The 24144-nt window shown below is 33.9% G+C and carries 22 protein-coding genes; 16 read left to right on the forward strand and 6 right to left on the reverse strand.

All coding sequences use genetic code 11. The features are described 5' to 3' along the window. Positions 1-103: 103 nt before the first annotated feature. The 5 genes from QWT87_RS01260 to QWT87_RS01280 are packed head-to-tail and all read left to right on the forward strand — an operon-like array spanning position 104 to position 4002. Positions 104-1093 carry a bile acid:sodium symporter gene (locus QWT87_RS01260; RefSeq protein WP_302712886.1) on the forward strand — a complete coding sequence of 330 codons (990 nt, stop codon included), beginning with the start codon at positions 104-106 and terminating at the stop codon, positions 1091-1093. A 60-nt stretch (positions 1094-1153) separates the two neighbouring features. Beyond that, positions 1154-1822 (forward strand): ABC transporter ATP-binding protein, encoded by a 669-nt coding sequence (locus QWT87_RS01265; RefSeq protein ID WP_087709976.1) that lies wholly within the window; start codon positions 1154-1156, stop codon positions 1820-1822. Positions 1823-1833: 11 nt separating this feature from the next. Further along, complete coding sequence (locus tag QWT87_RS01270; RefSeq protein WP_302712890.1) at positions 1834-2415, forward strand: murein L,D-transpeptidase catalytic domain-containing protein; 582 nt, start codon at positions 1834-1836, stop codon at positions 2413-2415. 22 nt (positions 2416-2437) lie between these two features. Beyond that, positions 2438-3115 carry a RadC family protein gene (radC, locus tag QWT87_RS01275; protein ID WP_302712892.1) on the forward strand — a complete coding sequence of 226 codons (678 nt, stop codon included), beginning with the start codon at positions 2438-2440 and terminating at the stop codon, positions 3113-3115. Positions 3116-3123: 8 nt separating this feature from the next. Further along, positions 3124-4002: a hypothetical protein gene (locus tag QWT87_RS01280; protein WP_302712894.1), complete on the forward strand. Its 879-nt coding sequence runs from the start codon at positions 3124-3126 to the stop codon at positions 4000-4002. Positions 4003-4054: 52 nt separating this feature from the next. Here QWT87_RS01280 and QWT87_RS01285 read toward each other — a convergent pair whose 3' ends face one another. Further along, positions 4055-5905 (reverse strand): S8 family peptidase, encoded by a 1851-nt coding sequence (locus QWT87_RS01285; RefSeq protein ID WP_302712896.1) that lies wholly within the window; start codon positions 5903-5905, stop codon positions 4055-4057. Beyond that, positions 5892-6686 (reverse strand): hypothetical protein, encoded by a 795-nt coding sequence (locus QWT87_RS01290; protein WP_302712898.1) that lies wholly within the window; start codon positions 6684-6686, stop codon positions 5892-5894. Before QWT87_RS01290 ends, QWT87_RS01285 begins: the two co-directional genes overlap by 14 nt. Before the next feature lie 218 nt (positions 6687-6904). Between QWT87_RS01290 and QWT87_RS01295 the strand changes: the two genes are divergently transcribed. The 4 genes from QWT87_RS01295 to QWT87_RS01310 all read left to right on the forward strand — a co-directional run bounded on the left by QWT87_RS01295 (position 6905) and on the right by QWT87_RS01310 (position 12391). Then, positions 6905-7927 carry a hypothetical protein gene (locus QWT87_RS01295; RefSeq protein WP_302712900.1) on the forward strand — a complete coding sequence of 341 codons (1023 nt, stop codon included), beginning with the start codon at positions 6905-6907 and terminating at the stop codon, positions 7925-7927. A gap of 32 nt (positions 7928-7959) precedes the next feature. Beyond that, a complete protein-coding gene (locus QWT87_RS01300) occupies positions 7960-8472 on the forward strand; it encodes a DUF7935 family protein (protein ID WP_076390335.1) in 513 nt (170 codons plus the stop codon). Positions 8473-8494: 22 nt separating this feature from the next. Then, positions 8495-9106 carry an inorganic pyrophosphatase gene (locus QWT87_RS01305; protein WP_076390334.1) on the forward strand — a complete coding sequence of 204 codons (612 nt, stop codon included), beginning with the start codon at positions 8495-8497 and terminating at the stop codon, positions 9104-9106. A 558-nt stretch (positions 9107-9664) separates the two neighbouring features. Next, positions 9665-12391, forward strand: a complete 2727-nt coding sequence (locus tag QWT87_RS01310) for a sodium-translocating pyrophosphatase (protein ID WP_302712905.1) — start codon at positions 9665-9667, stop codon at positions 12389-12391. A gap of 177 nt (positions 12392-12568) precedes the next feature. Here QWT87_RS01310 and QWT87_RS01315 read toward each other — a convergent pair whose 3' ends face one another. Beyond that, a complete protein-coding gene (locus QWT87_RS01315; RefSeq protein WP_302712907.1) occupies positions 12569-13708 on the reverse strand; it encodes an aminotransferase class I/II-fold pyridoxal phosphate-dependent enzyme in 1140 nt (379 codons plus the stop codon). Between the two features lie 88 nt (positions 13709-13796). Between QWT87_RS01315 and QWT87_RS01320 the strand changes: the two genes are divergently transcribed. From QWT87_RS01320 to QWT87_RS01335, 4 genes are all read left to right on the forward strand, one after another. Then, the gene (locus QWT87_RS01320; protein WP_302712909.1) at positions 13797-14843 is read left to right on the forward strand and encodes a M28 family metallopeptidase; all 1047 of its coding nucleotides are present in this window, start codon (positions 13797-13799) and stop codon (positions 14841-14843) included. Between the two features lie 75 nt (positions 14844-14918). Further along, on the forward strand, positions 14919-15356 hold the full coding sequence (locus QWT87_RS01325; protein ID WP_302712911.1) for a GNAT family N-acetyltransferase: 438 nt from the start codon (positions 14919-14921) through the stop codon (positions 15354-15356). Position 15357: 1 nt separating this feature from the next. Further along, positions 15358-15720 carry a VOC family protein gene (locus tag QWT87_RS01330; RefSeq protein WP_302712913.1) on the forward strand — a complete coding sequence of 121 codons (363 nt, stop codon included), beginning with the start codon at positions 15358-15360 and terminating at the stop codon, positions 15718-15720. A gap of 47 nt (positions 15721-15767) precedes the next feature. Beyond that, on the forward strand, positions 15768-16286 hold the full coding sequence (locus QWT87_RS01335; RefSeq protein ID WP_302713258.1) for an endonuclease V: 519 nt from the start codon (positions 15768-15770) through the stop codon (positions 16284-16286). Positions 16287-16480: 194 nt separating this feature from the next. Here the strand turns inward: QWT87_RS01335 and QWT87_RS01340 are convergent, their stop codons facing one another. After that, positions 16481-16849, reverse strand: coding sequence for a winged helix-turn-helix transcriptional regulator (locus QWT87_RS01340; protein WP_076390327.1), 369 nt, complete (start codon positions 16847-16849; stop codon positions 16481-16483). 247 nt (positions 16850-17096) lie between these two features. Here QWT87_RS01340 and QWT87_RS01345 point away from each other — a divergent pair, with 247 nt between their 5' ends. Continuing rightward, on the forward strand, positions 17097-18014 hold the full coding sequence (locus QWT87_RS01345; RefSeq protein ID WP_302712917.1) for a ClpXP adapter SpxH family protein: 918 nt from the start codon (positions 17097-17099) through the stop codon (positions 18012-18014). Positions 18015-18417: 403 nt separating this feature from the next. On the opposite strand, the gene QWT87_RS01350 is transcribed toward QWT87_RS01345, so the two are convergent. Beyond that, on the reverse strand, positions 18418-19146 hold the full coding sequence (locus QWT87_RS01350; RefSeq protein ID WP_302712919.1) for an alpha/beta hydrolase family protein: 729 nt from the start codon (positions 19144-19146) through the stop codon (positions 18418-18420). A gap of 515 nt (positions 19147-19661) precedes the next feature. Next, positions 19662-22454: an excinuclease ABC subunit UvrA gene (uvrA, locus tag QWT87_RS01355; protein ID WP_302712921.1), complete on the reverse strand. Its 2793-nt coding sequence runs from the start codon at positions 22452-22454 to the stop codon at positions 19662-19664. Positions 22455-22641: 187 nt separating this feature from the next. Between uvrA and QWT87_RS01360 the strand changes: the two genes are divergently transcribed. After that, positions 22642-23577: an IS1595 family transposase gene (locus QWT87_RS01360; RefSeq protein WP_302712923.1), complete on the forward strand. Its 936-nt coding sequence runs from the start codon at positions 22642-22644 to the stop codon at positions 23575-23577. Between the two features lie 183 nt (positions 23578-23760). Further along, the gene (locus tag QWT87_RS01365) at positions 23761-23979 is read left to right on the forward strand and encodes a hypothetical protein (protein WP_302712925.1); all 219 of its coding nucleotides are present in this window, start codon (positions 23761-23763) and stop codon (positions 23977-23979) included. The last annotated feature ends 165 nt before the right edge of the window (positions 23980-24144 follow it).

Genomic DNA, 24144 nt, shown 5'->3' on the forward strand with positions numbered 1-24144 from the left:
AAGAAATTCGGTAGACCTTTTTTGCTTTTAAGATAATTTTAAGGTGATTTTAATATGGTCACAAAGATTTTAGAATGATCCTTGCTACTTTTAAAAAATGAAATTGAGCAGAATAAAATTAGACAAGCAAAATATTTTTCTTTTATTGCTGATCGTAATGGTTGCAGCAGGTAAACTGATTCCTTTCAGAAGCGAATACAATCAGTATTTTAATCTATCAGCATTTATAGACTGGGTAATTGCAACGATCTTTCTTCTTTACGGATTAAAGCTGAATATCAAAGAAATCATCAAAGATATTTCCAACTGGAAACTGCATCTTTTGGTTCAGGCAGGAACATTTATTATTTTTCCGCTGCTCGTCTTTTTGTTTTATGGTTTTGTAAAAGATACCGAATTTTTTGTGACGTGGCTTTCCATATTTTTTCTTGCAAGTCTGCCTTCTACAGTATCATCGTCCGTTGTAATGGTTTCTATCGCAAAAGGAAACATAACTTCGGCTATTTTCAATGCCTCCATTTCAGGAATCATTGGAATTGTCATGACTCCTTTACTGATGAGCTTTTTTATACAACCCGATCAGGAAAATATTAATAACGCAGAAATTATTCAGCAATTGTTGCTTAAAGTTTTACTGCCGATCATTTTAGGGTTAATTTTAAATCCGCTATTAAAAAATTGGGTGACAAAATATGCGAAAATTATTTCGGAATTTGATAAAATGATCATTTTACTCATCGTCTATGAAAGTTTCTCCGATGCGTTTTCACAGAATGTATTTGCCTCAGTTCCTTCTTCTGTATTCCTGATTATTGCAGTCAGCGTTATCACTTTATTTTTCTCGGTATACGGAATTTTAAAATTAATTTCCGGAAAGCTTCATTTTAAAAGAGAAGATACCATCACAGCTACCTTCTGTGGATCAAAGAAATCCCTTGTTCACGGAAGCCTTTTTGTAATGGTTTTGGGGATACCGGAAGATCAGAAAGTGCTGTTTCTGCTTCCTGTAATGATCTATCACAGTTTTCAGCTATTTTACGTGAGCTGGCTTGCCAATAAAATTGAGAAAAAATATCGACTGGAAAATGGATAGTCGCTGTAAATTATATTTTTATTGCTTTTCAGATTTAAATCAATTCACTATTTTTGAATCATGATTAAAGCAAGGAATATCCATAAATTTTATGGGAATTTAGAAGTACTGAAAGGTGTTGATATTCATATCAAAACAGGAGAGGTGGTTTCAATTGTGGGAGAATCCGGAGCCGGAAAATCTACACTTTTGCAGATTCTGGGAACACTGGATCAGCCAACGACTTCCAATAAGTTTGATACGGAAATTGAAATTGCCGGAGAATCTTTCATCAATATGAATGATAAGCAGCTTTCTAAATTCAGAAATCAGAATATCGGTTTTGTATTTCAGTTCCATCAATTATTGCCGGAATTTACAGCTTTAGAAAACGTTTTATTGCCTACAAAAATCGCAGGAGCCAACGAAAAAGAAGCTATAGAAAAGGCATATGCTCTGTTTGAAGACTTAAAAATTGAACAGCGACTGCATCATAAGCCCAATCAGCTTTCAGGTGGTGAAGCGCAAAGAGTAGCGGTGGCAAGAGCTTTAATCAACTCACCGAAAATTATTTTTGCTGATGAACCAACGGGAAATTTAGATTCGAAAAATGCAGATGATCTTCACAGATTGTTTTTTGATTTGAGAGATAAATACAACCAGACTTTTGTAATCGTTACGCATAACCCGAATTTAGCAGAAATTACAGACCGGAAACTGGTAATGAAAGACGGAATGATTATCGAATAAAACTTCCGCAAATGATGAAACCCTTTATTTTTTTATTTCTTTTCCTTATTTCGTGCACCAAATTTGATTCTCAGGCTTCAAATACTGTTGAAGATTTGCCTAAATCTAAAATTTTGGAAGTAAAGAATTTTATTAAAGGAAAAAATTATAATCAGAACCTTGCTGTTTTTATTAATTTTAAAATTCATTCAGGGAAATACCGTTACTTTGTTTACGATCTGAAGAACAATAAAATCCTGCAGAAAGCAATTGTTGCTCATGGTGACGGATCTGTTGTAAAAAACTCCTCTGCCTTGAAATTCAGCAATGTTGATGGTTCTCACCAATCCTCTTTAGGAAAATACGAAATTCGGGAAAGTTATTCCGGAAAATTCGGAAAAGCCTATCGACTGGATGGTCTGGATGAAACGAACAGCAATGCAAGAGCCAGAGCAATTGTACTGCATTCTTATTATTGTATTCCAGACAAAGAATCTGCAAATCCTGCCTGTTTAAGTTTTGGATGTCCGATGCTTTCTAAAAGTGCATTCAACGAAACTTCAAAATTTATTGACGGTTCAAATAAAACCATTATTTTGTATGCTTTTTACTAATTTTATTTTCAAAACTTAACAAATGCCTATTAAATTTCTTGCCGAAGACGACAGACCGAGAGAAAAATTTTTACGGAAAGGTAAAAGTTCGCTTTCTGATTCTGAACTACTTGCCATTATTATGGGAAGCGGAAGCAGGGATGAAACAGCGATAGAACTGGCAAGAAAAATTTTAGCATCTGTTAATAACAACTGGCATCAGTTAAGTCTTCTGTCTTTAAAAGATTTAATGAAATTTAAGGGAGTGGGAGAGGTAAAAGCAATATCTATAATCACTGCTTTGGAGATCGGGAGAAGAAGAGCAAGTCAGGAAATCCCTGAAAAGCCTGTGATTTCAGGAAGTGATGGAGCATATCAGATTTTCAGAAATCATTTGTCGGATCTCCGGACAGAAGCTTTTTGGGCAATTTTTCTGAATCAGAGCAACAGAGTCATTCATCTTGCTCAGCTTACGCAAGGAGGAATTAATCAATCGATTGTGGATATTCGAGTCCTTTTTAAAACAGCTTTAGATCATTTTTCGACAGGAATTATTGTGGCACACAACCATCCTTCTGGAAATCTGAAGCCAAGCAGAGAAGATATTGAAATCACTCAAAAAATAAAGGAAGCAGGAAAAATGCTAGGAATTCAGCTCCTGGATCATCTTATTGTGACACAGAATTCATACTTTAGTTTCTCAGACGACGGATTATTATGATTAGAAGATTGAAATACAATGAAATAGATTTTGAGAAGTATTCTAAGTGTCTTGAAAATTCTGCACAACGGAAATATTCCGCTACTAAGGATTTTTTAGATATTACTTGTGGAAAACAGTGGGAATTGCTTGTTTATAATGACTATGAAGCAGTAATGCCTGTTCCTTTTGTAAAAAAAATAGGATTTAAAATTGTAATTAATCCTAAACTTTGTCAGCAATTAGGTATTTTTTCGCATATCGATGATGTTAAAATTAACGATCTTTTTTTAAGTTTTTTAGAAAAAAAATATAATATCTGGTATTATGGTTTTAATGATAAAAATACCTTTAGTAAATTATTAAAAAGGAGAAAAAATTTCCTTATTTATCCGGATAATTATGAAATTGTAAGACAGAAATACTCTCCTAAGAGAAAGAGAAAATTAAGGCTTGATGATGATATTTTACAAAAATCTGAAGTAAGAGAGGTTTCTATATTTAATGCTTGGGAATTTATTTCAAAAAATCTGATTGGTGCAAAAAATGAAAAGGATAAAAATAGCTTTCTGCAAATTTTTACAGATCTGGAAAAAGCAGGCTACTTAAAGTTAAAAGCATTTTTTTATGATACTGAGATTATTAATCTTATAGCTGTCTTTACTGATCATAAGACTGTTGTCTTATTAGGTACATTTAATGATAAAGATTATATTAAATTATCAGGTTCTTCATTTATTATAGACGATGTAATTCGTGAGAATGTACAGACTAAAATCTTTGATTTTGAAGGAAGTGACATTCCCGCTATTGAAGAGTTTTTCAGAGGTTTTCGTCCGGAATTGAAGAGCTATCCTGTTATCTTTAACTCAAAAAAGCAAGTTATAAAGAGTTTTTTCAGGCAGTAAAAAAATCGCTTCAAATTCAAGAAGCGATCTTTCTGTTTATAAAATTATATTTTTATTCCTTAACGAATTTTTTGAAATACTTTAACTTAGAATTATCATTAGTAATATCAATAAAATAAGTGCCTTTTAATAATTTTGAGATATCTATTGAAGCAGTATTTATAATAGAAATATTGCTTTCAAACACTAATCTGTTACTCATATCAAATATTTTAATCGTGCTATTTTTCAATTCTTTATTAGCTTTAATGAATAGATTATCCTTAGCCGGGATTGGATAAAGTGTAATATCTTCATTCTTAATTTCGATTATGCTTGAAGAATTATTTTTTGATACATTTGCTCCCGAATTAGCAGATTTATTTTGATTAATATTAAAATTAAAACAAGTGTTTGTATCTTCTATATAGAAATAATGACTTTTTCCATTTCCTGGCTCCAAAAGTGTATTTGTATCTAAAATTATACTTTTTTTAGCTTTAAATTTAACATTTGCATTCTCTGTAAAACTTTCGTTTTGAATTCTTATAGATTCTGGTGAATTTATAAGCTCAAAGTCCCATTTTTCAAAGTTTCTATTCTTTATTAATACTTCTCCTCCGTTTGCAGGATTCATTTGCCATGCAATTTTTGTAGCTTCACCCGCATCAATTCTTCCTGCACCAAGTTTTCCTAGGTATGGTTGATTCTCCTGAATGTTATCTAGTCGGGCTGAGGTAAGTTTTAAGATTGTTTCAACCTCTTCAGTATTTAAACAACTATTTGCAGTTAACATCAAACTAACGACTCCTGAAACTTGTGGTGCTGCAATTGATGTTCCGTAAATATGGGTATATTTTGTTCCTTGATTATTGTAATTGGGATCAAACAGTGAAACCACATCATAACCTGGAGCTCTCAAATCTACCATATCGTTTGTTTGATGTCTGTCATTGTTCACACCTGGGCCAATTCCTATACGATCTTCCCAATTGAAAGGGAGTCCTGCACCAGGTCCACAACAGGCAACATTTCCGACTTTTGCAAAACCTACCGATGAAACACTTATCACATGATTGTAACTTGCAGGATAAACGTAATTATCGGGACCTCCACAGGTTCCTCCATTTCCGGCCGCAACAACGATAACTGTTCCATTCTGATGAACTTCATCAATAACAAGTTGGTCTATTGAGCTGTAAGAACATGAGTTATACCAACTTGCATTTACTACTCTTGCTCCATTTTGTGATAAAACAAGTAATGTATTCATCATAGCACCATCATACATATATTTGAATAACACTTTTGAATTAAAGCCAATTCCAGCCATACCAACATTGTTATCAGTTGCAGCAGCTGCAATTCCTGCAACCGAAGTTCCATGCCAATCGCTTACATTTGTAAGCATCGTTACTTTACCTTGTAAGTCTTCATGTGCAGTATTAATTCCGCTATCAGAAATCCCAATATTAAAATTTGGATCCCCGGTACTATAATCCCATGCTGTTCTGAGATTAATCAAATCAAAATTTCTATGATGATAAACAGGATCTATCAAATCATAGTCATTGGGTGTATAAAGTAAGGTTTCTCCTTTATAAGTTTCTTCAGTGTAAGGAAAATATTGTTTATACTTATTTAAGTCACTAATTAAATCTGTACTTTTAGTTTCTAATAAATAGATAGTTCTTAGATAAGGCATTTTTGATGTAGGGAAAGCCTTCTCTAAATTGATGACTCCATGTTTGGAAAGCATATCTCTTACTTGTATATCATTATGTGATATAAACGTTTTTCCATCAATTGTTGTTATTTTTGGAACATTGTTTTCATCAGGTATTTCAACATAATAAAGTTTATTCTGTCCAAATAAAAACGATGTTGCAAATAATAATATTGGAAGTACTTTATTTTTCATCATTTTTAACAGTATTTTTAAGTTTTTGAATCTCCTTTTGTTGCTGTATTACATAAAGAGTTAATTCTTCTACTTTTTTTAACAAAAGAATGTTCATTTCTTTTAATTCAATACCATTTTTTATTGCTTCATCAGTTGATGGAACTTCTGGAAGATGTTTATTGGTTTTAATATAATCTTCTAAACTGTTTAAATCCATTAATTTATAAGTGTCATCAAAAACATAATCTGCCCATCCATTTGATGATGCTATATCTACTTTTACTTTTTCGGTTCTAATTCCATCTTTTACAAAAAGACGATAATCATTACAATCTGTACAAGAACTATTTGGATTAGTACCCAAGAAAAGTTTTCCGTTTGCTCTTAATGACATGATCCATCCATATGCTGCAGAAGTTCCCCATCCTGCTACGTCAATAATTCCTGGATTATTTGGCTGATATTGTGTGTATCGAAGAAAAACAAGAGAATTTCCATTATCATGATTCGCACCTTCATTTCCCACATAAAAGGTATCGCTTAAAATATTAGTTAAAACTTGTGTTCGTCCAGATACTTTTAGAGCAATATCATTTGCAGGAGCTCCGGCTAATCCAATATTTCCGCTAGAGTTTACTCTTAGTCTTTCTTGATTATTGGTTTTTAATATAAGGTCTTGATTATCAGAAGTACCAATATAGTTTGTTCCAGGTGTAGTTCCAGAGTTACCATTTAAATTCCAAGATTGAGCTGTGAAGATTCCATTAACTGCAAGAGCAATTAAAATTATTGTTTTTTTCATGATTAAAAGATTATTTTTTTATTTTGTTATAGTTTTGTAAATCTATAAAAATTAAATTACTAAACAAAAGTAAAATGTTAATTAAAAATAATAAAATCATTAAATTTCTACTATCACTTTATTTATGTTTAATGACATATTATCTCTATACTCATCAATATTACAATTCAGATATTGAAGCTTACATGGGATTAGTATATAAAACTAATTTCCCTGATATGAAAATTGAAGAGATCCATAAAAAAGTTTATAGTGAACTTAGAGAAAAAGATCCAGATGTAGGTAAGGTAAATATGGAAAGGAAAGAGGAAGCCATCGGAGATAACAGTTATTATAAGAATTTATCTGAAAATCCTAAAATGTATGAGGAAGAACTTCAGTTATTTACAGTAAAACCGTTTTACAATTTAATAAACTCAGTCTTTTTTAAATTTGGATTTTCTGCTTCAACATCTACTTTTCTTATTACTATTATTTCCTATGTCTTAATCGTCATTCTGATTTTTAGTTTTTTAATAAAAATACTTAGAAATAATTATCTGGCTTTTATTTTAACCATTTTAATCTCAATATTCAAACCTCTCTTAGATACCTCAAGACATGCTACTCCGGATGGCTTTTCTACATTACTTTTATTACTTAGTTTTTATTTTGCAATAATGAAAAGAAATCTTTTTGTTTCTACAATATTTGGAATTTTATGTATTCTTACAAGACCTGAATATTTTATTTTTTATGCATTTTTATCTTTACTAGTATACTTTTTCAGAAAGGATTTTAAATTTCAAACTAAAGAAATTTTATTTTCATTTGGCTATTTTACATTAACTTTCGCAATCATACAGTATTTTAACCAGATCCCGTGGTCTGTTTTGTTTATGAACCAATTTACAAAAGTGCAGTTGTTCCCGATTTCAAATCCCGATGAATTTAATTTTCGCGAATATGTAAACTGTGTGAAAGGAAAAATATTGTTTGAATGGAATACATCTTACTTTCCATTACTATTAATTTTTATCATTATTATTTTAGATTATAGATTAATCATCAGTAAGAACAGAAAAAGCTTAATTTTTTTAGGTCTGTATGTTGTTGTTTATCTTACTGTATCATTACGTTTTATAATGTTTCCTACATTAGTAAACAGAATGATGGTTGGGTTTTACTTAATTATAATTTTGTCGTTAATTGCGTATCAGAATTCGAAAAAGCAAATATTAGCTCATACTATAGAAAAATAGCCAAATAATTACTAATTTTGCTACCTCAAATTATGACAAGTTTTTCAGGATATTTACCCTATGCTTTTGCATTGATTATTGCAATACCTTTTTTGGTTTTGCTGAGACAGTTTGTATTTACTTACATTAAACTTAAAGAACAGGAAATCAGGTTACTTTCTGTAAAGTCTAATTCCGAAAATAAAACCCAGTCTTACGAAAGAATGACGCTTTTTATGGAAAGATTAAAACCTTCCAATCTTATCCAGAGATTTGATAAAGGTCTTGCAGCCCATGAATTTATTTTTCTGACTGAAAAAGCGATCAATGAAGAATTTGACTATAATGCTTCCCAGCAATTGTACATCACCAAAAATTCATGGAAAAACATTGTCGATTCCAAAAACGCAGTTATAGAACTTCTTCACAGAACCTACGAAGGAATCAACGGAAACGCAAACCTTGATGAATTCAAAACTATTTTTCTGATGAACTATATGGAAGGAGAAGATTATATTTCTATGACCATTGAAGATTTAAGAAAAGAAATTTTAATAATAGCTTAACTAAAAAAATAAATTTTAAATAATGATTCCAAATTTTAAAGCACATCCATGGCACGGAATTTCTGCAGGAGAAGATGCGCCAAATGTTGTAAATGTTTTCGTGGAGATCGTTCCTTCAGACACTATTAAATACGAAGTAGATAAAGAAACAGGATTTTTAAAGGTAGACAGACCTCAGAAATTCTCAAATATTATTCCGGCATTATACGGTTTTGTTCCAAGAACCTATTGCGACAGCGCAGTAATGAATTTAGCGGTTGAAAGAGGCGCTACAGACGTTACGATGGGAGATCATGATCCATTAGACATCTGCGTTTTAAGTTCTCACAACATTCACGCAGGAGGTTTGTTAATGGAAGCTATTCCAATCGGAGGTTTCAAAATGATCGATGGAGGTGAAGCAGACGATAAAATCGTAGCAGTAATGATCGGAGATCACGCATTTGGACATTTCAGGGATATTTCAGAATTGCCGGAAGCCGAAGTGAAACGATTAATGCACTACTTCCTTACTTATAAAAACTTACCGGATGAGCCTGCAAAATGCAGAATTCAGGAAGTTTACGGAGCAGAACATGCTAAGAAAGTAATCAAAGCTTCTCAGGAAGATTATTCAAACAAATACGGAGGATAAATACTCTTTATTTCAGATAAATTAAGGATAGACGGTTTTCGTTTATCCTTTTTCTTTTTGATCGTTTTTTATTTTTACTGAAAATTCCGCAATCACTACTTTTGATAATAATAAAGAGAGTGATATTGTCAATTTTTAATTTTTCTAGGAGCTGTTTCCTGCTTTCCACTGTATCTTTTTTGTTACGGGCTCCGCTTCGCTCCGCCCGCAACAAAAAAGGATGTCGTTTCAATCAGGGCTAATCATTATTACTTTTAGTGTAATACAAACCAAACCTCATAGGTTTTTAAAACCTATGAGGTTTCCGACAGCAACATTCCATACAGAACAAAAACTCCTCAAAATCCTTTCAATTTAATTTACCCAAAACGTTTTGCTGTCAATTGCTGAATGATAATTCCTTAGAGAAAACTTTCTTAAAAAAACGAAATTCAATTTACACAACACAATCCGTTTAATCGTTTAACTGCTAATTTTGAAACACTTATAAAGATTTTAACATAATCCATAGAAATTATTCGTTATATTTAATATCTATTACCAAAAAAATATTAAACTATGGATCTATTTGTGTTAGTACCAATTTTTGGTGTTGTTGCTTTATTGTATACTTTTTTTCAGAGTAACTGGGTGAGTAAGCAGGATGCCGGAAATGAAAAAATGAAAATTATCAGCGGACATATTGCTGACGGTGCAATGGCTTTCCTGAAAGCTGAGTACAAGATTTTAACCTATTTCGTAGTCGTGGTAGCGATTCTTTTAGCAGTGATGGGGATGAGCAATGCCAACTCCCACTGGAGTATCGGGATTGCCTTTGTAGTCGGAGCTATATTTTCCGCATCGGCAGGTTTTATTGGGATGAAAATCGCTACAAAAGCCAACGTAAGAACCGCACAGGCTGCTAAAACATCACTTTCAAAAGCTTTAAAGGTTTCTTTTACAGGAGGTTCCGTAATGGGAATGGGCGTTGCCGGTTTGGCTGTCTTAGGATTGGGAGCTTTGTTTTTAATCATTAAACAGATTTTTGCACCGGATGCAACCGTAGATTCCCACGAAATGGAAAGAACGATTGAAATTCTTACAGGATTTTCTCTGGGAGCTGAATCTATCGCGCTTTTTGCAAGAGTAGGAGGCGGAATTTATACAAAAGCAGCAGATGTGGGCGCCGATTTAGTAGGCAAAGTAGAAGCAGGAATTCCTGAAGATGACCCACGAAATCCTGCAACCATCGCAGATAATGTAGGAGATAACGTAGGTGATGTTGCAGGAATGGGAGCCGATTTATTCGGTTCTTACGTAGCAACAGTTTTAGCAACCATGGTTTTGGGAAGAGAAACCATTTCTGAAGATTCTTTCGGTGGTTTTGCCCCGATTCTTCTCCCAATGCTGATTGCCGGAACAGGAATTATTTTTTCAATAATAGGAACCCTGTTTGTAAGAATTAATGATAATGAAGACTCTTCCACTTCAAGCGTACAGAATGCTTTAAACCTTGGAAACTGGGGAAGCATTGTAATTACGGCAATAGCTTCTTATTTTTTGGTAAATTATATTCTGCCGGACAAGATGGTTCTCCGAGGACATGAATTCTCTAAAATGGGTGTTTTTGGGGCGATTATGGTAGGACTGGTTGTAGGTACTTTAATGAGCATCATCACAGAATATTATACCGCAATGGGTAAAAGACCGGTTTCGAGCATCGTTAGACAATCTTCAACAGGTCATGCCACCAATATTATCGGAGGTCTTTCTGTAGGAATGGAATCTACATTGCTTCCGATTATTGTTTTGGCAGGCGGAATTTACGGATCATATCTTTGTGCAGGATTATATGGTGTAGCTATCGCAGCAGCCGGAATGATGGCAACAACAGCCATGCAGTTGGCAATTGATGCTTTCGGACCGATTGCAGACAACGCAGGAGGAATTGCCGAAATGAGCGAACTTCCAAAAGAAGTACGTGAAAAAACAGATATTTTGGATGCGGTAGGCAATACAACGGCAGCCACAGGAAAGGGTTTTGCTATCGCTTCTGCAGCTTTAACGGCTTTAGCTTTATTCGCGGCTTTTGTTGGGATTGCAGGAATCGACGGAATTGATATTTACAGAGCCGATGTTCTTGCCGGATTATTTGTCGGCGGAATGATTCCGTTTATCTTTTCATCATTGGCAATTACCGCAGTGGGACAGGCTGCAATGGCAATGGTAGAAGAAGTTAGAAGGCAATTTCGCGAAATTCCGGGAATTATGGAAGGAAAAGCACAGCCGGAATATGAAAAATGTGTGGCCATATCCACCGATGCCTCCATCAGAAAAATGATGCTTCCGGGAGCTATTGCCATCGTTTCCCCTTTGCTCATCGGATTTATTTTCGGACCTGAAGTTCTGGGAGGTTTTCTTGCCGGAGCTACAGTAAGCGGTGTTTTAATGGGAATGTTCCAGAATAATGCAGGCGGAGCTTGGGACAATGCAAAGAAATCTTTCGAAAAAGGAGTGGATATCAATGGACAGACGTATTATAAAGGTTCTGAACCACATAAAGCTTCCGTAACGGGAGATACGGTGGGAGATCCGTTCAAAGATACTTCAGGACCTTCAATGAATATTCTGATCAAACTGATGTCTATTGTTTCTCTCGTAATTGCTCCTACATTGGCAGTAATGCATAAAGACAAAATTGAGGCTAACAGAAAAGCTAAAATTGAAGCTTTAACAGGAGTTTCAGCAGTTTCATTAACTAATCAGACAGGATCAACAGCCGTTGTTCCGCAGGAAATAAAAGGCTATGTTAATGAAAGCGGAGATTTTGTTTATGACACAGGAAATATTCAGGAGATAGAACTAAAAGGCGGAAAGAAAATAAAAATAGGAGAAGGAAGTCAGTTGTACCAAATGGTTAATTCGGTTAAGAATAATGATCAGGGAGTTTTGGATCCGAATAAATGGTTTACGATAGAAAATCTTTACTTTGAGACAGGTTCCAGTGATTTAAAAGCGGGTTCTGAAGTACAGTTATTAAATTTAGTTGAAATTATGAATGCTTATCCAACTTTAAAGATCAAATTGGGAGGCTATACCGATAATTCAGGAAATGAAGAAAGCAATCAGAAACTTTCCAATCTGAGAGCTCAGACTGCGAAACTGAAACTGCTAGAACTGGGAATTTCAGGAGACAGGGTAGAAGCAGAAGGATACGGTTCGCAGCATCCTGTTTGCGCAGCCAACGATACGGACGAATGTATGGCAAAAAACAGAAGAATTGATGTAAGAGTTTTGTCTCTGTAAAAATCAACTTTGAATATTGAAAGCACTGCATCATGCGGTGCTTTTGTTTTAAATATCATTTAAATTTTCCTGCCAAGAAATCTGCTCAATCAACAAAATAAAATATTTCATGCTGTCATTTCGACAAATGAGAAATCTAAAAATAAAAAAATGAAAATCTTTACACTGACAGTAATTTTAAAGATTCTTTTTCAAATATTCAAGCGCATTAGTAATCAGATCATCATTTTTAGCAAAACTGAAACGGATATAATCTGAATTCTGTCTGGAATTGTAAAAAGCGGATAGAGGCAGACATGATACTTTCTTTTCGATAGTCAGCCATTTTGAGAATTCTACATCCGTCATTGTTTTCGAAACGGTTCTGAAATTCACGATTTGAAAAACGGCACCTTCTGCTTTTTGTTCTACAATGAAACGTGTTTCTTGAATCAGTTCATTAAAAAGATCACGCTTTTTTTGCATTACAATATGATTTTCCGAAGCATCAAAAACTTCCAGATATTTGGCTATTGCGTACTGACACGGCGCATTTGCGCTGTAAGAAATGTATTGCTGATGACAGCGGAATTTCGCTGTTAATTCTTTAGGTGCCAAAAGATAGCCGACTTTCCATCCGGTAGAATGAAACATTTTCCCAAAAGAAAAAATGCAGAAAGTTCTTTTTTTCAGTTCAGGATGAAGAAACGAACTGTAATGTTCCTTTTCGTCAAAACAATAAGTGTCGTAAATTTCTTCTGAAATCAGATAAATTTCCTGATGTTTAATCATGTTGTATAATTGGTTCCAGTCGCTTTCAGACCATATTTTTCCGGTTGGATTTTGTGGAGAATTTACAATGATGGCTTTTGTTTTTTCAGAAATGCAACTTTGCAGTTTTTCCCAATTTACCGAAAAATCATTGTCAAGATCATAATAGACAGGAATGCCTCCATTCAGGAAAATGGATGGACCATACGTATAATAAGAAGGCTGAATGACAATAACTTCATCTCCCTGATTCAGAATAGATTTAAGGGAAGTATATAAAGCAAAGGTTGCACAGGGAACGATTGTTACTTCATTTTCCTGTAATCGGATGCTGTTTTTTCTGTTAAGATTAAAAGAGATTATATTTTTTATCAACAGCGGATTTCCTGCAAGTGGTTCATAATGATGAATATTGAGATCAGCAGCTTCTTTAAGGTATTCTCTCAGACGGTAATCAATATCAAAATCCGGTAAACCCAAAGAAAGATCAAAGCTGTTGTTTTTAACAGCCAGTTCAGACATTTCGGTAAAAAAAGAGTAATGATTGAATCCGTAGATATTCTCCATACTTTTTGCATTTATTTCAAATATAAGAAAAATAGCAATCCGTAAAAGATTAAATATTTTTTGTTATTTTTAGGCAAATTATTCCATAATGAGAAAATTATTGATTCCACTATTTTCACTTGCTGTATTGGTAAGCTGCGGAACGGCAAAAAATGCAGCCGATGCAGGAGCAGCCCAGACTTCATCTTCATCCAAAGGTGATAAAGCTTTTCTATCTGCCTATAAGGAAATTAAAGCAGAAGATCTAAAGAAAAACTTATACGTTATTGCTTCCGATGAAATGGAGGGAAGAGATACGGGAAGTCCGGGACAGAAAAGAGCAGGAGAATACATGGTGAATTACTATAAAGGCTTAGGAATTTCTTATCCTAAAGCTTTGGGATCCTATTATCAGAAAGTTCCGGCAGATTTTATGAAGAAAAGAGGTGGCGGAAATCTTCCTGACTCCGAAAATATTTTAGCCTTTATCGAAGGATCTGAAAAACCAGAAGAAATTGTGGTGATCTCCGGTCATTACGATCACGTGGGAACGAGAAACGGAGTGGTTTACAACGGAGCAGATGATGACGGAAGCGGAACGGTAGCTGTAATGGAGATTGCAAAGGCTTTTCAGGCAGCTAAAAAAGCAGGAAACGGTCCGAAAAGATCCATTTTATTTCTTCACGTAACGGGAGAGGAGCATGGTTTATTTGGTTCTGAATTTTACACGGATAATCCGGTTTTTCCTTTAGCCAATACCGTGGTTGATTTGAATATCGATATGATCGGTCGTGATGATCCTGAAAACAGAGGAAAACAGTATGTATATGTCATTGGATCTGAAATGCTGAGTTCTCAGTTAAAAGTAATTAATGAAGCGGCAAACAAAAAGACCAATAATCTTGAGTTAAATTATAAATATGACGATCCAAATGATACCGAAAGACTGTATTACAGATCAGATCACTATAATTTCGCTAAAAATAATGTTCCGGTAGCATTTTTCTTTGACGGAATCCACGAAGATTACCACAAACCAACGGATGATGTAGAGAAAATCGATTACAATCTGCTGGCTAAAAGAACCCAACTGGTTTTTACAACGGCTTGGGAAATCGCCAACAGAGCAGAAAGAATCGTTGTTGATAAGAAATAATTGAATCAAGAAATACAGAACAAAAGGCAAATTAGCAGATCAGCGGTTTGCCTTTTTAGTTAAATTAAAATTTACATGAAAATCCGTGAAGCTGAGCTGAAAGATATTCCACAGATTCAAATCGTAAGAAATTCAGTTAAAGAAAACACATTATCTGATCCGAGTCTTGTTACAGATCAGGATTGTGAGAATTTTCTCTTTAACAGGGGGAAAGGCTGGGTTTGTGAAGATAGTGACAGAATTGTGGGATTCGGAATTGTAGATATGAAAGAGAAAAGCATCTGGGCGCTTTTTGTTCATCCTGAATTTGAAAACAGAGGAATCGGAAGAAAACTTCACGATACGATGCTGAACTGGTATTTTGACCAGACGAATGATAAAATCTGGCTGGGAACTTCTCCGGATACAAGAGCTGAAACATTTTACAGAAAATCCGGATGGACAGCAAACGGAATTCACGGAAAGAATGAAATAAAATTTGAAATGGGCTATAACGATTGGAAAAACAAATAATATGAAACAGAAAATAAAATCAATGCGTCCTTTTATAGGCTCTGAAAACTTTGAAACCAGCAGGAATTTTTATCGTGATCTCGGTTTTGAAGAAGTGGTTCTAGACGCTAAAATGTCTCTGTTCAAATGGAATGAGGCTGCTTTTTATCTTCAGGATGCTTATGTAAAAGACTGGATTGATAACACCATGCTTTTTGTGGAAGTTGAAGATACAGACGAATTTTATCAGGAACTCATCAGTTTAAATCTCACAGAAAAGTATGGAAAAGTAAGAATTTTGCCTGTGAGAACAATGGATTGGGGCAAAGAATGTTTTGTTTATGATCCTTGCGGAGTTTTGTGGCATTTCGGAGAATTTTTTTAATCAATTGTAGCTAAGAGAAATTCCATTACCTTCATTTAAAAACAATAATCAACTACAAACGAAGAATGATCTACGCTTTCGATACCTATTATTACGACGATTATGCCCATACAGTCTGTTTAGTCTTTCAGGATTGGAATTCTGAACAGGAAGCAGAAATTTTTACAGAAAAAACATCAATTACTTCCGATTACGAAAGCGGAGCCTTTTACAAGAGAGAATTGCCGTGTATTCTCAGTCTTTTAAATAAAATTCAACTTCAGCAAGGCGATGTTATCATTATTGATGGCTACGTAACTTTGGATGAAGAAGGAAAAATAGGACTTGGAGGGCATCTTTACGAAGCTTTAGACCAAAAATTTACGGTGGTCGGAATTGCAAAGAACGGTTTTAATACACCAGATTCACGGAGAAGAACAGTTTATCGCGGAGAAAGTAAAACACCTTTATTCGTCACTGCAAAAGGAGCAGATGTAGATGAAATAAAACAAAAAGTTGAACAAATGCACGGAAATTTCAGAATTCCGACCTTGCTTAAAAAATTAGATCAGCTTTCCCGAAGTTAAAATCATTTAATTTCCAACGCCTAAGTTCCTTTTAGACTTTTTTGATTGCAAATTTCTTTAAAGTGACAAATGTCATTCAAATATTATTTTTATTAAGTCTAAATAAATATAAATTTGTTTCAATTAAAAAGTTAAGTACTAAAACACATATCAATCATATCCATATCAATTTTTGTTTTTTCAACCGGCAAAATCTATTTGTCGGTTTTTTGATAAAGAGACTTTCGGTATTCAATTCCCCATTTGGCAATCTCATCAATAATCGGCTCAATGGTTTTTCCGTATTCTGTGATTTCATATTCCACAGTTACAGGTTTTGTGTCTAAAACAGTACGCTTGATCAGATGATTGATTTCCATATCCTGAAGCTCTTTTGAAAGCATTTTGGCAGCAATACCGTCAATTTCTCTTAAAAGATCCATAAAACGCATTTTTTCACTCTGCATTAAAGTTCCCAGAATATGAAACTTCCATTTTCCGGATAAAATTTCCATTGAATCCTTAATAGCGTTCATACGGTTTTTACAGATAGGAGTGATGTTCAGGTTAGCTTCTTTTTTCATGATTTTAAAATAAATTATATTCCTGTAAAGGTAATAAAAAAACAGTAAGGTAGTTTCCTCGAGGAAACCAGTTTCTAAAAGGAAATCCATTACAAAAGTATGATGATTAAATATTAGATTTGTGGTAACATTAAAAAGTGTGAAACCTTTATCATCACAAAAAATGATAAATAATAAAATACTAACATTTGTGTTCCTCACGGCGGCTTTAAGCAGTTGTAACGGACAAAGTGATAAAAGTAAAAAAATGGAAAACAGATCTGCAAATCCGCTATTATGCGATCCGGCAACAGGAGTTTGTGAAGTTCCCGGAGAGAAATTTGATATTGGGAATATTGATGTAAAAACTGACGAAAAATCTGTAAAAGTTATTTATTTTACAGACCCTATCTGTTCTTCTTGCTGGGGAATTGAACCTCAACTCAGAAAACTAAAACTGGAATACGGAGATAATGTAGATATAGAATACAGAATGGGAGGTCTTCTTCCGGACTGGAGCTATAACAGCGGAGGAATAAGCAAACCTTCGGACGTAGCACATCATTGGGATGAAGTAAGCTTGTACTACGATATGCCGATTGACGGAGATATATGGTTACAGGATCCGCTGGATTCTTCTTATCCGCCTTCCATTGCCTTTAAAGCAGCACAGATGCAGGACATAGAAAAAGCACTGGATTTCATGAGAGAACTTCGTGAAATGGTGTTTTTAAAGAAGAAAAATATTGCAAAATGGGAACATATTGCAACAGCTGCCCAAAAAGTAGGATTAAATACAGATCAGTTGAAAAAAGACTTTGAAGGAAGAGGAAAAGAGCTTTTTCAGGAAGATCTGAAACTGGCAAGAGAAATGGGGGTTCGTGGATTTCCTACGATGTTTTTTACCAATAATGCCGGAAAGAGAGAGATTGTTTACGGCTCAAAACCGTATGCATTCTACGAAACTGCTGTTCTGAGAGTAAATTCTGACACCAAGAAATCTGAATATTCCAAAAACTGGGAAAGTCTTTTTGCAAAGTATAATTCGCTTACCGCAAAAGAATTTTCAGAATTATCGGGAACGCCGAGAAAAGAAAGCGAAAGATTATTAAATGAGCTTTCCGACAAAGGAACGCTTGAAAAGCTTACCACCAAAAACGGTTCAATCTGGACCCTGAAATCGTAATTAATTTCATTAATATTTAGCAAGTTTTTTTAACAACCGGAAATTCAATGAATTTCCGGTTTTTGTTGTTTTGTAGCTAAATCAATTATTGTACATGAATTCTTTTATTAACCTTAAAATGTATATATAAGATTAAAACTAAAAGAATCTGCTCTTTAGGAGCAGATCCAGTAGATAAATACATCTCATTTTTTTAATTAGACAACAATAAAAAAGCACAGCCGACAATGCTGTGCTTAAATTTTTATAAATTTAATTGCGATTTCAGAGTTGAAAAAAGCAAAATATGTTTCCACTTCAGTTGTATTTCATAGTAAATGTAGGAATAAATTTTATGCCAAACAATAGACTTAATGTTAAAATTTACAACTGTGTGTTATCTTTGTGTTAATAAATCTCAAGGTTATTTTTCACGCAAAAATTGTTCGATAAAAAGATTTAAAGTTGTTTTTTCATTGTCATTTGCCTTATCATCCATTTTTCCATGATTAATCGTGGTTGCCTGAACCGTAATATGGAATTTTTTTTGCTCTTCCATTGTCGGCAAAACTCCTTCATCGGCAGGATAGTCGTTTGAGCGTAAAGTATAAATTTTCGGAATCAAAGTTTTGGGCAGATACATTCTCCGGTTATCCAGGGTAATCATTTTATACACAAAATCGGGATACTTATTGGCGAAAAGAGCCGTCATATCTCCGCCGTTCGAATGTCCTATTAAAGTAAGATGTTTATAATCAAGCTCAGATTTCGTTTTTTTTAATTCATTCAAAACAAATAAAATATTTTCTGTACCACGTTCCCAAAAAGGCATTCTTACGATTTGAGGTTTTCCCTCTGAAGGAATAAGCTGATCTGTGGAAAGTTCATGCTGAATACTCACCACAAAATAACCTTTAGAAGCCATATTTTCCTTTAAGTAAGAATATTTTAAATAGTCTCCGCCTGTATTGCCACCATATCCATGACTGAAAATGACAATCTGTTGTTTTGAAATTTTTTCTGATGTTTTGGGACTGAAATAAGCTACCGGAATTTTCCGGTTTCTTGATTTATCAAACATAGTCAGAGTATCTAATTTTACAGGATAAATGCTGTTCGGATTTGTATTTTTTTTCGTTGAACAGCTCAGCATTATCAAAGCAGTTAAAAATAAAAAAAAGGAATTATATTTCATGGTAAAGTTAAATGTGTGAAGTTGTTTTAAAGTAAGAATTTTTGCTCCTTTAAAAGCAGAATCTTTGCAGAAACAAGAAATCCGTAGAGTGATATCTATATTACGATAAATAAGCTAAAGATAGCGTTCCTACGGAACACCAAACGTCATCATTATATGTTGTTTACACAGATAAAACTCCATAGAGCTTTCTGATATTTTATTTTAAATAATTAAAGTTGTTTAAACTAAATTCAGAATTAACCACAAAAGGCACAAAAGACAATGTTAAAGCGAATTTCAATACTATTCAAAGCGCTCAAAAGAATAAAAATCAAAGATTTTTAAAAACTATTGTGAACTTTTTCATTGATAATGATCAACTTTAAATAAAAGTTTAGTTATCTTTTGTGACTTTTGTGGTTAAATAAAAAGTTTAAACAGACTCAATTTTAATATATAAAACAGAGAGCAATTGTACTCTCTGTTTTTATTTAGTTTTCCAGTTTTTCTTTAATATATCGTGCTGTATGAGATTTCTTATTTTTTGCCAGTTCTTCGGGAGTTCCGGTGAAGACAACCTCACCGCCGTGTTTTCCGGCTTCAGGACCGATGTCGATGATGTAATCTGCAGATTTAATGATATCGGGTTGATGTTCAATCACGATTACAGAATGTCCAAGATCAATCAAAGCCTGTAAAGACTTCAGCAATTTCTGAATATCATGGAAATGAAGTCCCGTTGAAGGTTCGTCAAAAATAAATAACGTCTTATCTGTTGTAACTCCTTTTACAAGGAAGGATGCCAGTTTTACACGCTGTGCTTCACCGCCGGAAAGGGTAGAAGAGCTCTGTCCTAACTGCAAATATCCTAAACCTACATCCTGTAAAGGTTTTAATTTGGTTGCGATCTTTTCTTCCTTATTATCTTTGAAAAATTCCAAAGCTTCATCCACGGTCATGTGAAGAATATCTGAAATATTTTTTTCGTCGTACTTTACTTCCAGAATTTCGCTTTTGAAGCGGGTTCCTTTACAAACTTCACATTCAAGCTCAATATCTGCCATAAACTGCATGGAAACGTTGATAACGCCTTCTCCTTTACATTCATCACATCTTCCGCCATCTACGTTAAAGGAAAAATGTTTCGGTTTATAGCCCATCATTTTTGCGATTTTCTGCTTAGCAAAAAGATCTCGGATGTCGTCGTATGCTTTCAGATACGTTACAGGATTGGATCTTGAAGACTTTCCGATAGGATTCTGGTCGATGAGTTCAATATGCTGAATCAGTTTTTTCGGAAAATCCACAGAATCGTAATCTCCTTTTTTACCGCCCATTCCAAGCTGAATCTGGATATCATTGGTAAGAATTTCCTTCATTAAAGTTGATTTTCCACTTCCTGAAACCCCCGAAATTACAACGAGATTTTCCAAAGGAATATCAACATCAATATTCTTAAGGTTATTTTGTCTTGCTCCTTTTATGTGAATCCATTCTTTACCTTTTCTCCGCTTTTTGGGAACTTCAATTTCCAGTCTTCCGGTAAGATATTTTGAAGTTAATGTATCTGCATCTTTCAGCTCTTTGTAATCTCCTGCGAAAACCAATTCTCCACCAAGATAACCTGCTTCAGGACCAATATCAATAATGTAATCCGCTGCTTTCATCACGTCTTCGTCATGTTCCACAACGATTACCGTATTGCCAAGGTCACGCAGATTCTGTAAAACTTCAATTAAATTTTCCGTATCTCTGGAGTGAAGTCCTATTGAAGGCTCGTCCAGAATATAAATAGAACCCACCAAAGAACTTCCTAAACTTGTCGCAAGATTAATTCTCTGGCTCTCACCACCGGAAAGTGTATTGGATGTTCTGTTTAAGGTTAAATAGCCTAAACCAACTTTTAACAAGAACTCCAGTCGGGTGGTGATTTCGTACAATAATCTTTTGGCAACTTCCTGATCGTGTTCGGATAATTTTAAGCTTTTAATTAAAGGAAAAAGCTCATCCAGAGGAAGCTCGATCATAGATTGGATATTGTGTCCGTCGATTTTTACCCAGCTTGTTTCTTCACGCAGTCTCAAACCTTCGCAAGTCGGGCAAAGAGTCTTTCCGCGATAACGTGAAAGCATAACACGGTACTGAATTTTATACAGATTTTCCTCAAGCATTTTGAAGAAATTGTCAATCGATGGGAACGTGCTTTTTCCGTCTCCTTTCCAAAGGTACTTTTTCTGTTCTTTGGTTAACTGATGATACGGCTTATGAATCGGGAAGTCTTTTGCTTTTTTAATGAAATCTTTTTTCCATTCGCTCATGCTTTCTCCTTTCCATGAAGCAACCGCATCTTCGAAAACGGACAATGTTTTGTTGGGAATTACAAGATCTTCATCAATTCCGATCACTTTTCCGTATCCTTCACAAGTAGGACACGCTCCGTAAGGATTATTAAAGCTGAAAAAATGAACATTCGGTTCTAAAAACTCGATTCCGTCCAGTTCAAATTTGTTTGAAAACTCTTTTACTTTTCCGGTATCAACATTTTTTAATGAACAATATCCGCGACCTTCATAGAAAGCCATCTGGATAGAATCGGCAAGACGCTGAAGAAAACTTTCATCTTCCTCGTAAGTAAAACGGTCGATAACCAGATTTATTTCCATTCCTTTTTCGGGAGTAAAACCAAAACTTTCGAGATCTTCAATTCCTGCAACGTTTCCATTAATTTCGAGCCTTGTAAAACCTGCCAATTTCAGAACATTTAAATTTTCTCCAAAATTTGCAGCATCGTAATCATAAGGAGCTGTTAATAAAAAGGAAGTTTCTTTTTTTGAAGATTTAATAAAATCTACGACATCGGAAACCGAATCTTTTTTTACCTCTTCGCCTGAAACCGGAGAAAATGTTTTTCCGATTCTTGCGAAAAGAAGCTTCATGTAATCGTAGATCTCCGTAGAAGTTCCTACCGTAGATCTGGGATTTGAAGAAATTACTTTCTGCTGAATGGCAATAGAAGGTGCCAAACCTTTGATATCGTCAACTTTAGGTTTTTCTAATTTTCCTAAAAACTGACGTGCGTAAGAGCTTAAACTCTCTACATATCTTCGCTGTCCTTCCGCGTAAATGGTATCAAACGCTAATGAAGATTTTCCGCTTCCGGAAACTCCTGTAATAACGATGAGTTTGTTTTTCGGGATAAGAACATCTATGTGTTTCAGATTATTAAGATGTGCATTCTTAACGAAAATCTGTTTTTTAATATCTATATCTGTTGTATGAGCCATAGTAAAATTAAGACTAACAAAATTACGAATTTTTGGCGGATTACAGGCCGATATAATTTTTGGTAATTACTTACGTTTTTACACTACAAAGGGAAAACCATAAAAATATGTTAATTTTTCTCTTATGAGTGAACCATTATTAAACAGATTGCATCTTTCATAATGTAAACTTAATATTTACTATACCATGATAAACACTAATATAAAGTCTGTACTTGAATTGCTCCAGACTTTTTCAACGGAGGAAAAATGTATCGATTATCTTGAACAGATGAGATGGGGAGGAATAATAGAGAGTCCTTTCGATTCTGAATCTCAAGTATATAAATGTAGTAAAAATCGATATAAATGTAAAAATACAGGAAAATATTTCAATGCCAAAACCGGCTCTATGTTTGAAAATTCCAAAATTAGCCTACAGAAGTGGTTTCTGGCGATCTGGCTGATAACTTCCCACAAAAAAGGAATAAGTTCTCTACAGCTTGCAAAAGATATTGATGTAACACAAAAAACAGCCTGGTTTATGCTGCAAAGAATACGCGCCTGCTTTGGAATTGAAAATCATAATGAATTGGAAGGAACTGTAGAGTGTGATGAAACTTTTATCGGTGGAAAAAATAAAAACAGACATAAAAATAAAAAAGTAAAAAATTCGCAGGGAAGAAATTATAAAGACAAAGTGCCGGTAATGGGAATGTTGCAGAGAGGAGGCAAAATGAATGCTTTTGTAGTAGATGATACCAAGAAACTGAGTATTCAGCCCCTGATCTATAAATACGTTGTTAAGAAGGAAACCAGATTAATAAGCGATGAATGGTGGGGTTATGAAGGATTACGGAGAACTTATGATCATAAGATTGTAGATCATTCAAAAAAAGAATATGTAAATTCTGCAGACAGTAGTATTCATACCAATACTATTGAAGGTTTGTGGAAAATTTTAAAAAATTCTCTGAACGGAACTTACAACCATGTTTCTAAAAAGCATCTTCAGAAATATGTAGACGAATTCGTATATAAATTTAATTTAAGGGAAATATCAGATGGTGATAAATTCAGGTATTTTCTTATAAACAGTGAAGTGAGGACGAAATATAAAGATTTAGTTAAGGATAAAAACTAATTTATTTACTACGTTATATTGTTTTTTAGTTTAAATATTTAATTATTTGAGTAATAAATAATAATATATATTTGGATCATAAATTAATAATATAATTTTTTTCATTTTTGTAGTTAATGGCTAAAGCTATGTGATAAAAAAGTTTTAATTTAATATAGCCGATAATATCTAATAACTAAAAAAATGACACCAAAACAATTAAAACACCAAAATGTTAAAAATATAACCGATAAAGGAAGTATCTATTTTGATATAGCAGATATAAAAGAAAATCATCCGGACTTAAAGGTTGATACAGAGAAAATAATATCAGTACATGGTGTAAAAGTTATCAAAGCGAAATATATTTCAGAATGTACAGACTTTGATAAGAGTATAAAAGGAATCTTTAAAAAGGAATAATAAAGTCACTTAGTGTAGAATTGTATATACTTACCTAAGCTAATAACCACCGTAATAAGTATTTAACAGTCTGGTGAATTTTTTAAGTATTTTTAAGTTCAAAGTATTGTTTTTTATTTTAAAATTTGTTAAAATTGTACCCATAAATATGTAATATAGAAATGA

Origin of the sequence: Chryseobacterium urinae (genome assembly GCF_030518295.1) — a bacterium.
GTDB lineage: Bacteria > Bacteroidota > Bacteroidia > Flavobacteriales > Weeksellaceae > Chryseobacterium > Chryseobacterium mucoviscidosis.

Bases quoted from the DNA above. Each gene is read 5' to 3' on its own strand.
- QWT87_RS01305 (WP_076390334.1), top strand. From the start codon at position 8,495: ATGATTCCAAATTTTAAAGCACATCCATGGCACGGAATTTCTGCAGGA.
- QWT87_RS01345 (WP_302712917.1), top strand. From the start codon at position 17,097: ATGGAAAACAGATCTGCAAATCCGCTATTATGCGATCCGGCAACAGGA.
- QWT87_RS01290 (WP_302712898.1), bottom strand. From the start codon at position 6,686: ATGAAAAAAACAATAATTTTAATTGCTCTTGCAGTTAATGGAATCTTC.
- QWT87_RS01295 (WP_302712900.1), top strand. From the start codon at position 6,905: ATGAAAATTGAAGAGATCCATAAAAAAGTTTATAGTGAACTTAGAGAA.
- QWT87_RS01270 (WP_302712890.1), top strand. From the start codon at position 1,834: ATGATGAAACCCTTTATTTTTTTATTTCTTTTCCTTATTTCGTGCACC.
- QWT87_RS01310 (WP_302712905.1), top strand. From the start codon at position 9,665: ATGGATCTATTTGTGTTAGTACCAATTTTTGGTGTTGTTGCTTTATTG.
- QWT87_RS01285 (WP_302712896.1), bottom strand. From the start codon at position 5,905: ATGATGAAAAATAAAGTACTTCCAATATTATTATTTGCAACATCGTTT.
- radC (WP_302712892.1), top strand. From the start codon at position 2,438: ATGCCTATTAAATTTCTTGCCGAAGACGACAGACCGAGAGAAAAATTT.
- QWT87_RS01325 (WP_302712911.1), top strand. From the start codon at position 14,919: ATGAAAATCCGTGAAGCTGAGCTGAAAGATATTCCACAGATTCAAATC.
- QWT87_RS01320 (WP_302712909.1), top strand. From the start codon at position 13,797: ATGAGAAAATTATTGATTCCACTATTTTCACTTGCTGTATTGGTAAGC.
- QWT87_RS01265 (WP_087709976.1), top strand. From the start codon at position 1,154: ATGATTAAAGCAAGGAATATCCATAAATTTTATGGGAATTTAGAAGTA.
- QWT87_RS01350 (WP_302712919.1), bottom strand. From the start codon at position 19,146: ATGCTGAGCTGTTCAACGAAAAAAAATACAAATCCGAACAGCATTTAT.
- QWT87_RS01315 (WP_302712907.1), bottom strand. From the start codon at position 13,708: ATGGAGAATATCTACGGATTCAATCATTACTCTTTTTTTACCGAAATG.
- QWT87_RS01330 (WP_302712913.1), top strand. From the start codon at position 15,358: ATGAAACAGAAAATAAAATCAATGCGTCCTTTTATAGGCTCTGAAAAC.
- uvrA (WP_302712921.1), bottom strand. From the start codon at position 22,454: ATGGCTCATACAACAGATATAGATATTAAAAAACAGATTTTCGTTAAG.
- QWT87_RS01300 (WP_076390335.1), top strand. From the start codon at position 7,960: ATGACAAGTTTTTCAGGATATTTACCCTATGCTTTTGCATTGATTATT.
- QWT87_RS01360 (WP_302712923.1), top strand. From the start codon at position 22,642: ATGATAAACACTAATATAAAGTCTGTACTTGAATTGCTCCAGACTTTT.
- QWT87_RS01340 (WP_076390327.1), bottom strand. From the start codon at position 16,849: ATGAAAAAAGAAGCTAACCTGAACATCACTCCTATCTGTAAAAACCGT.
- QWT87_RS01365 (WP_302712925.1), top strand. From the start codon at position 23,761: ATGACACCAAAACAATTAAAACACCAAAATGTTAAAAATATAACCGAT.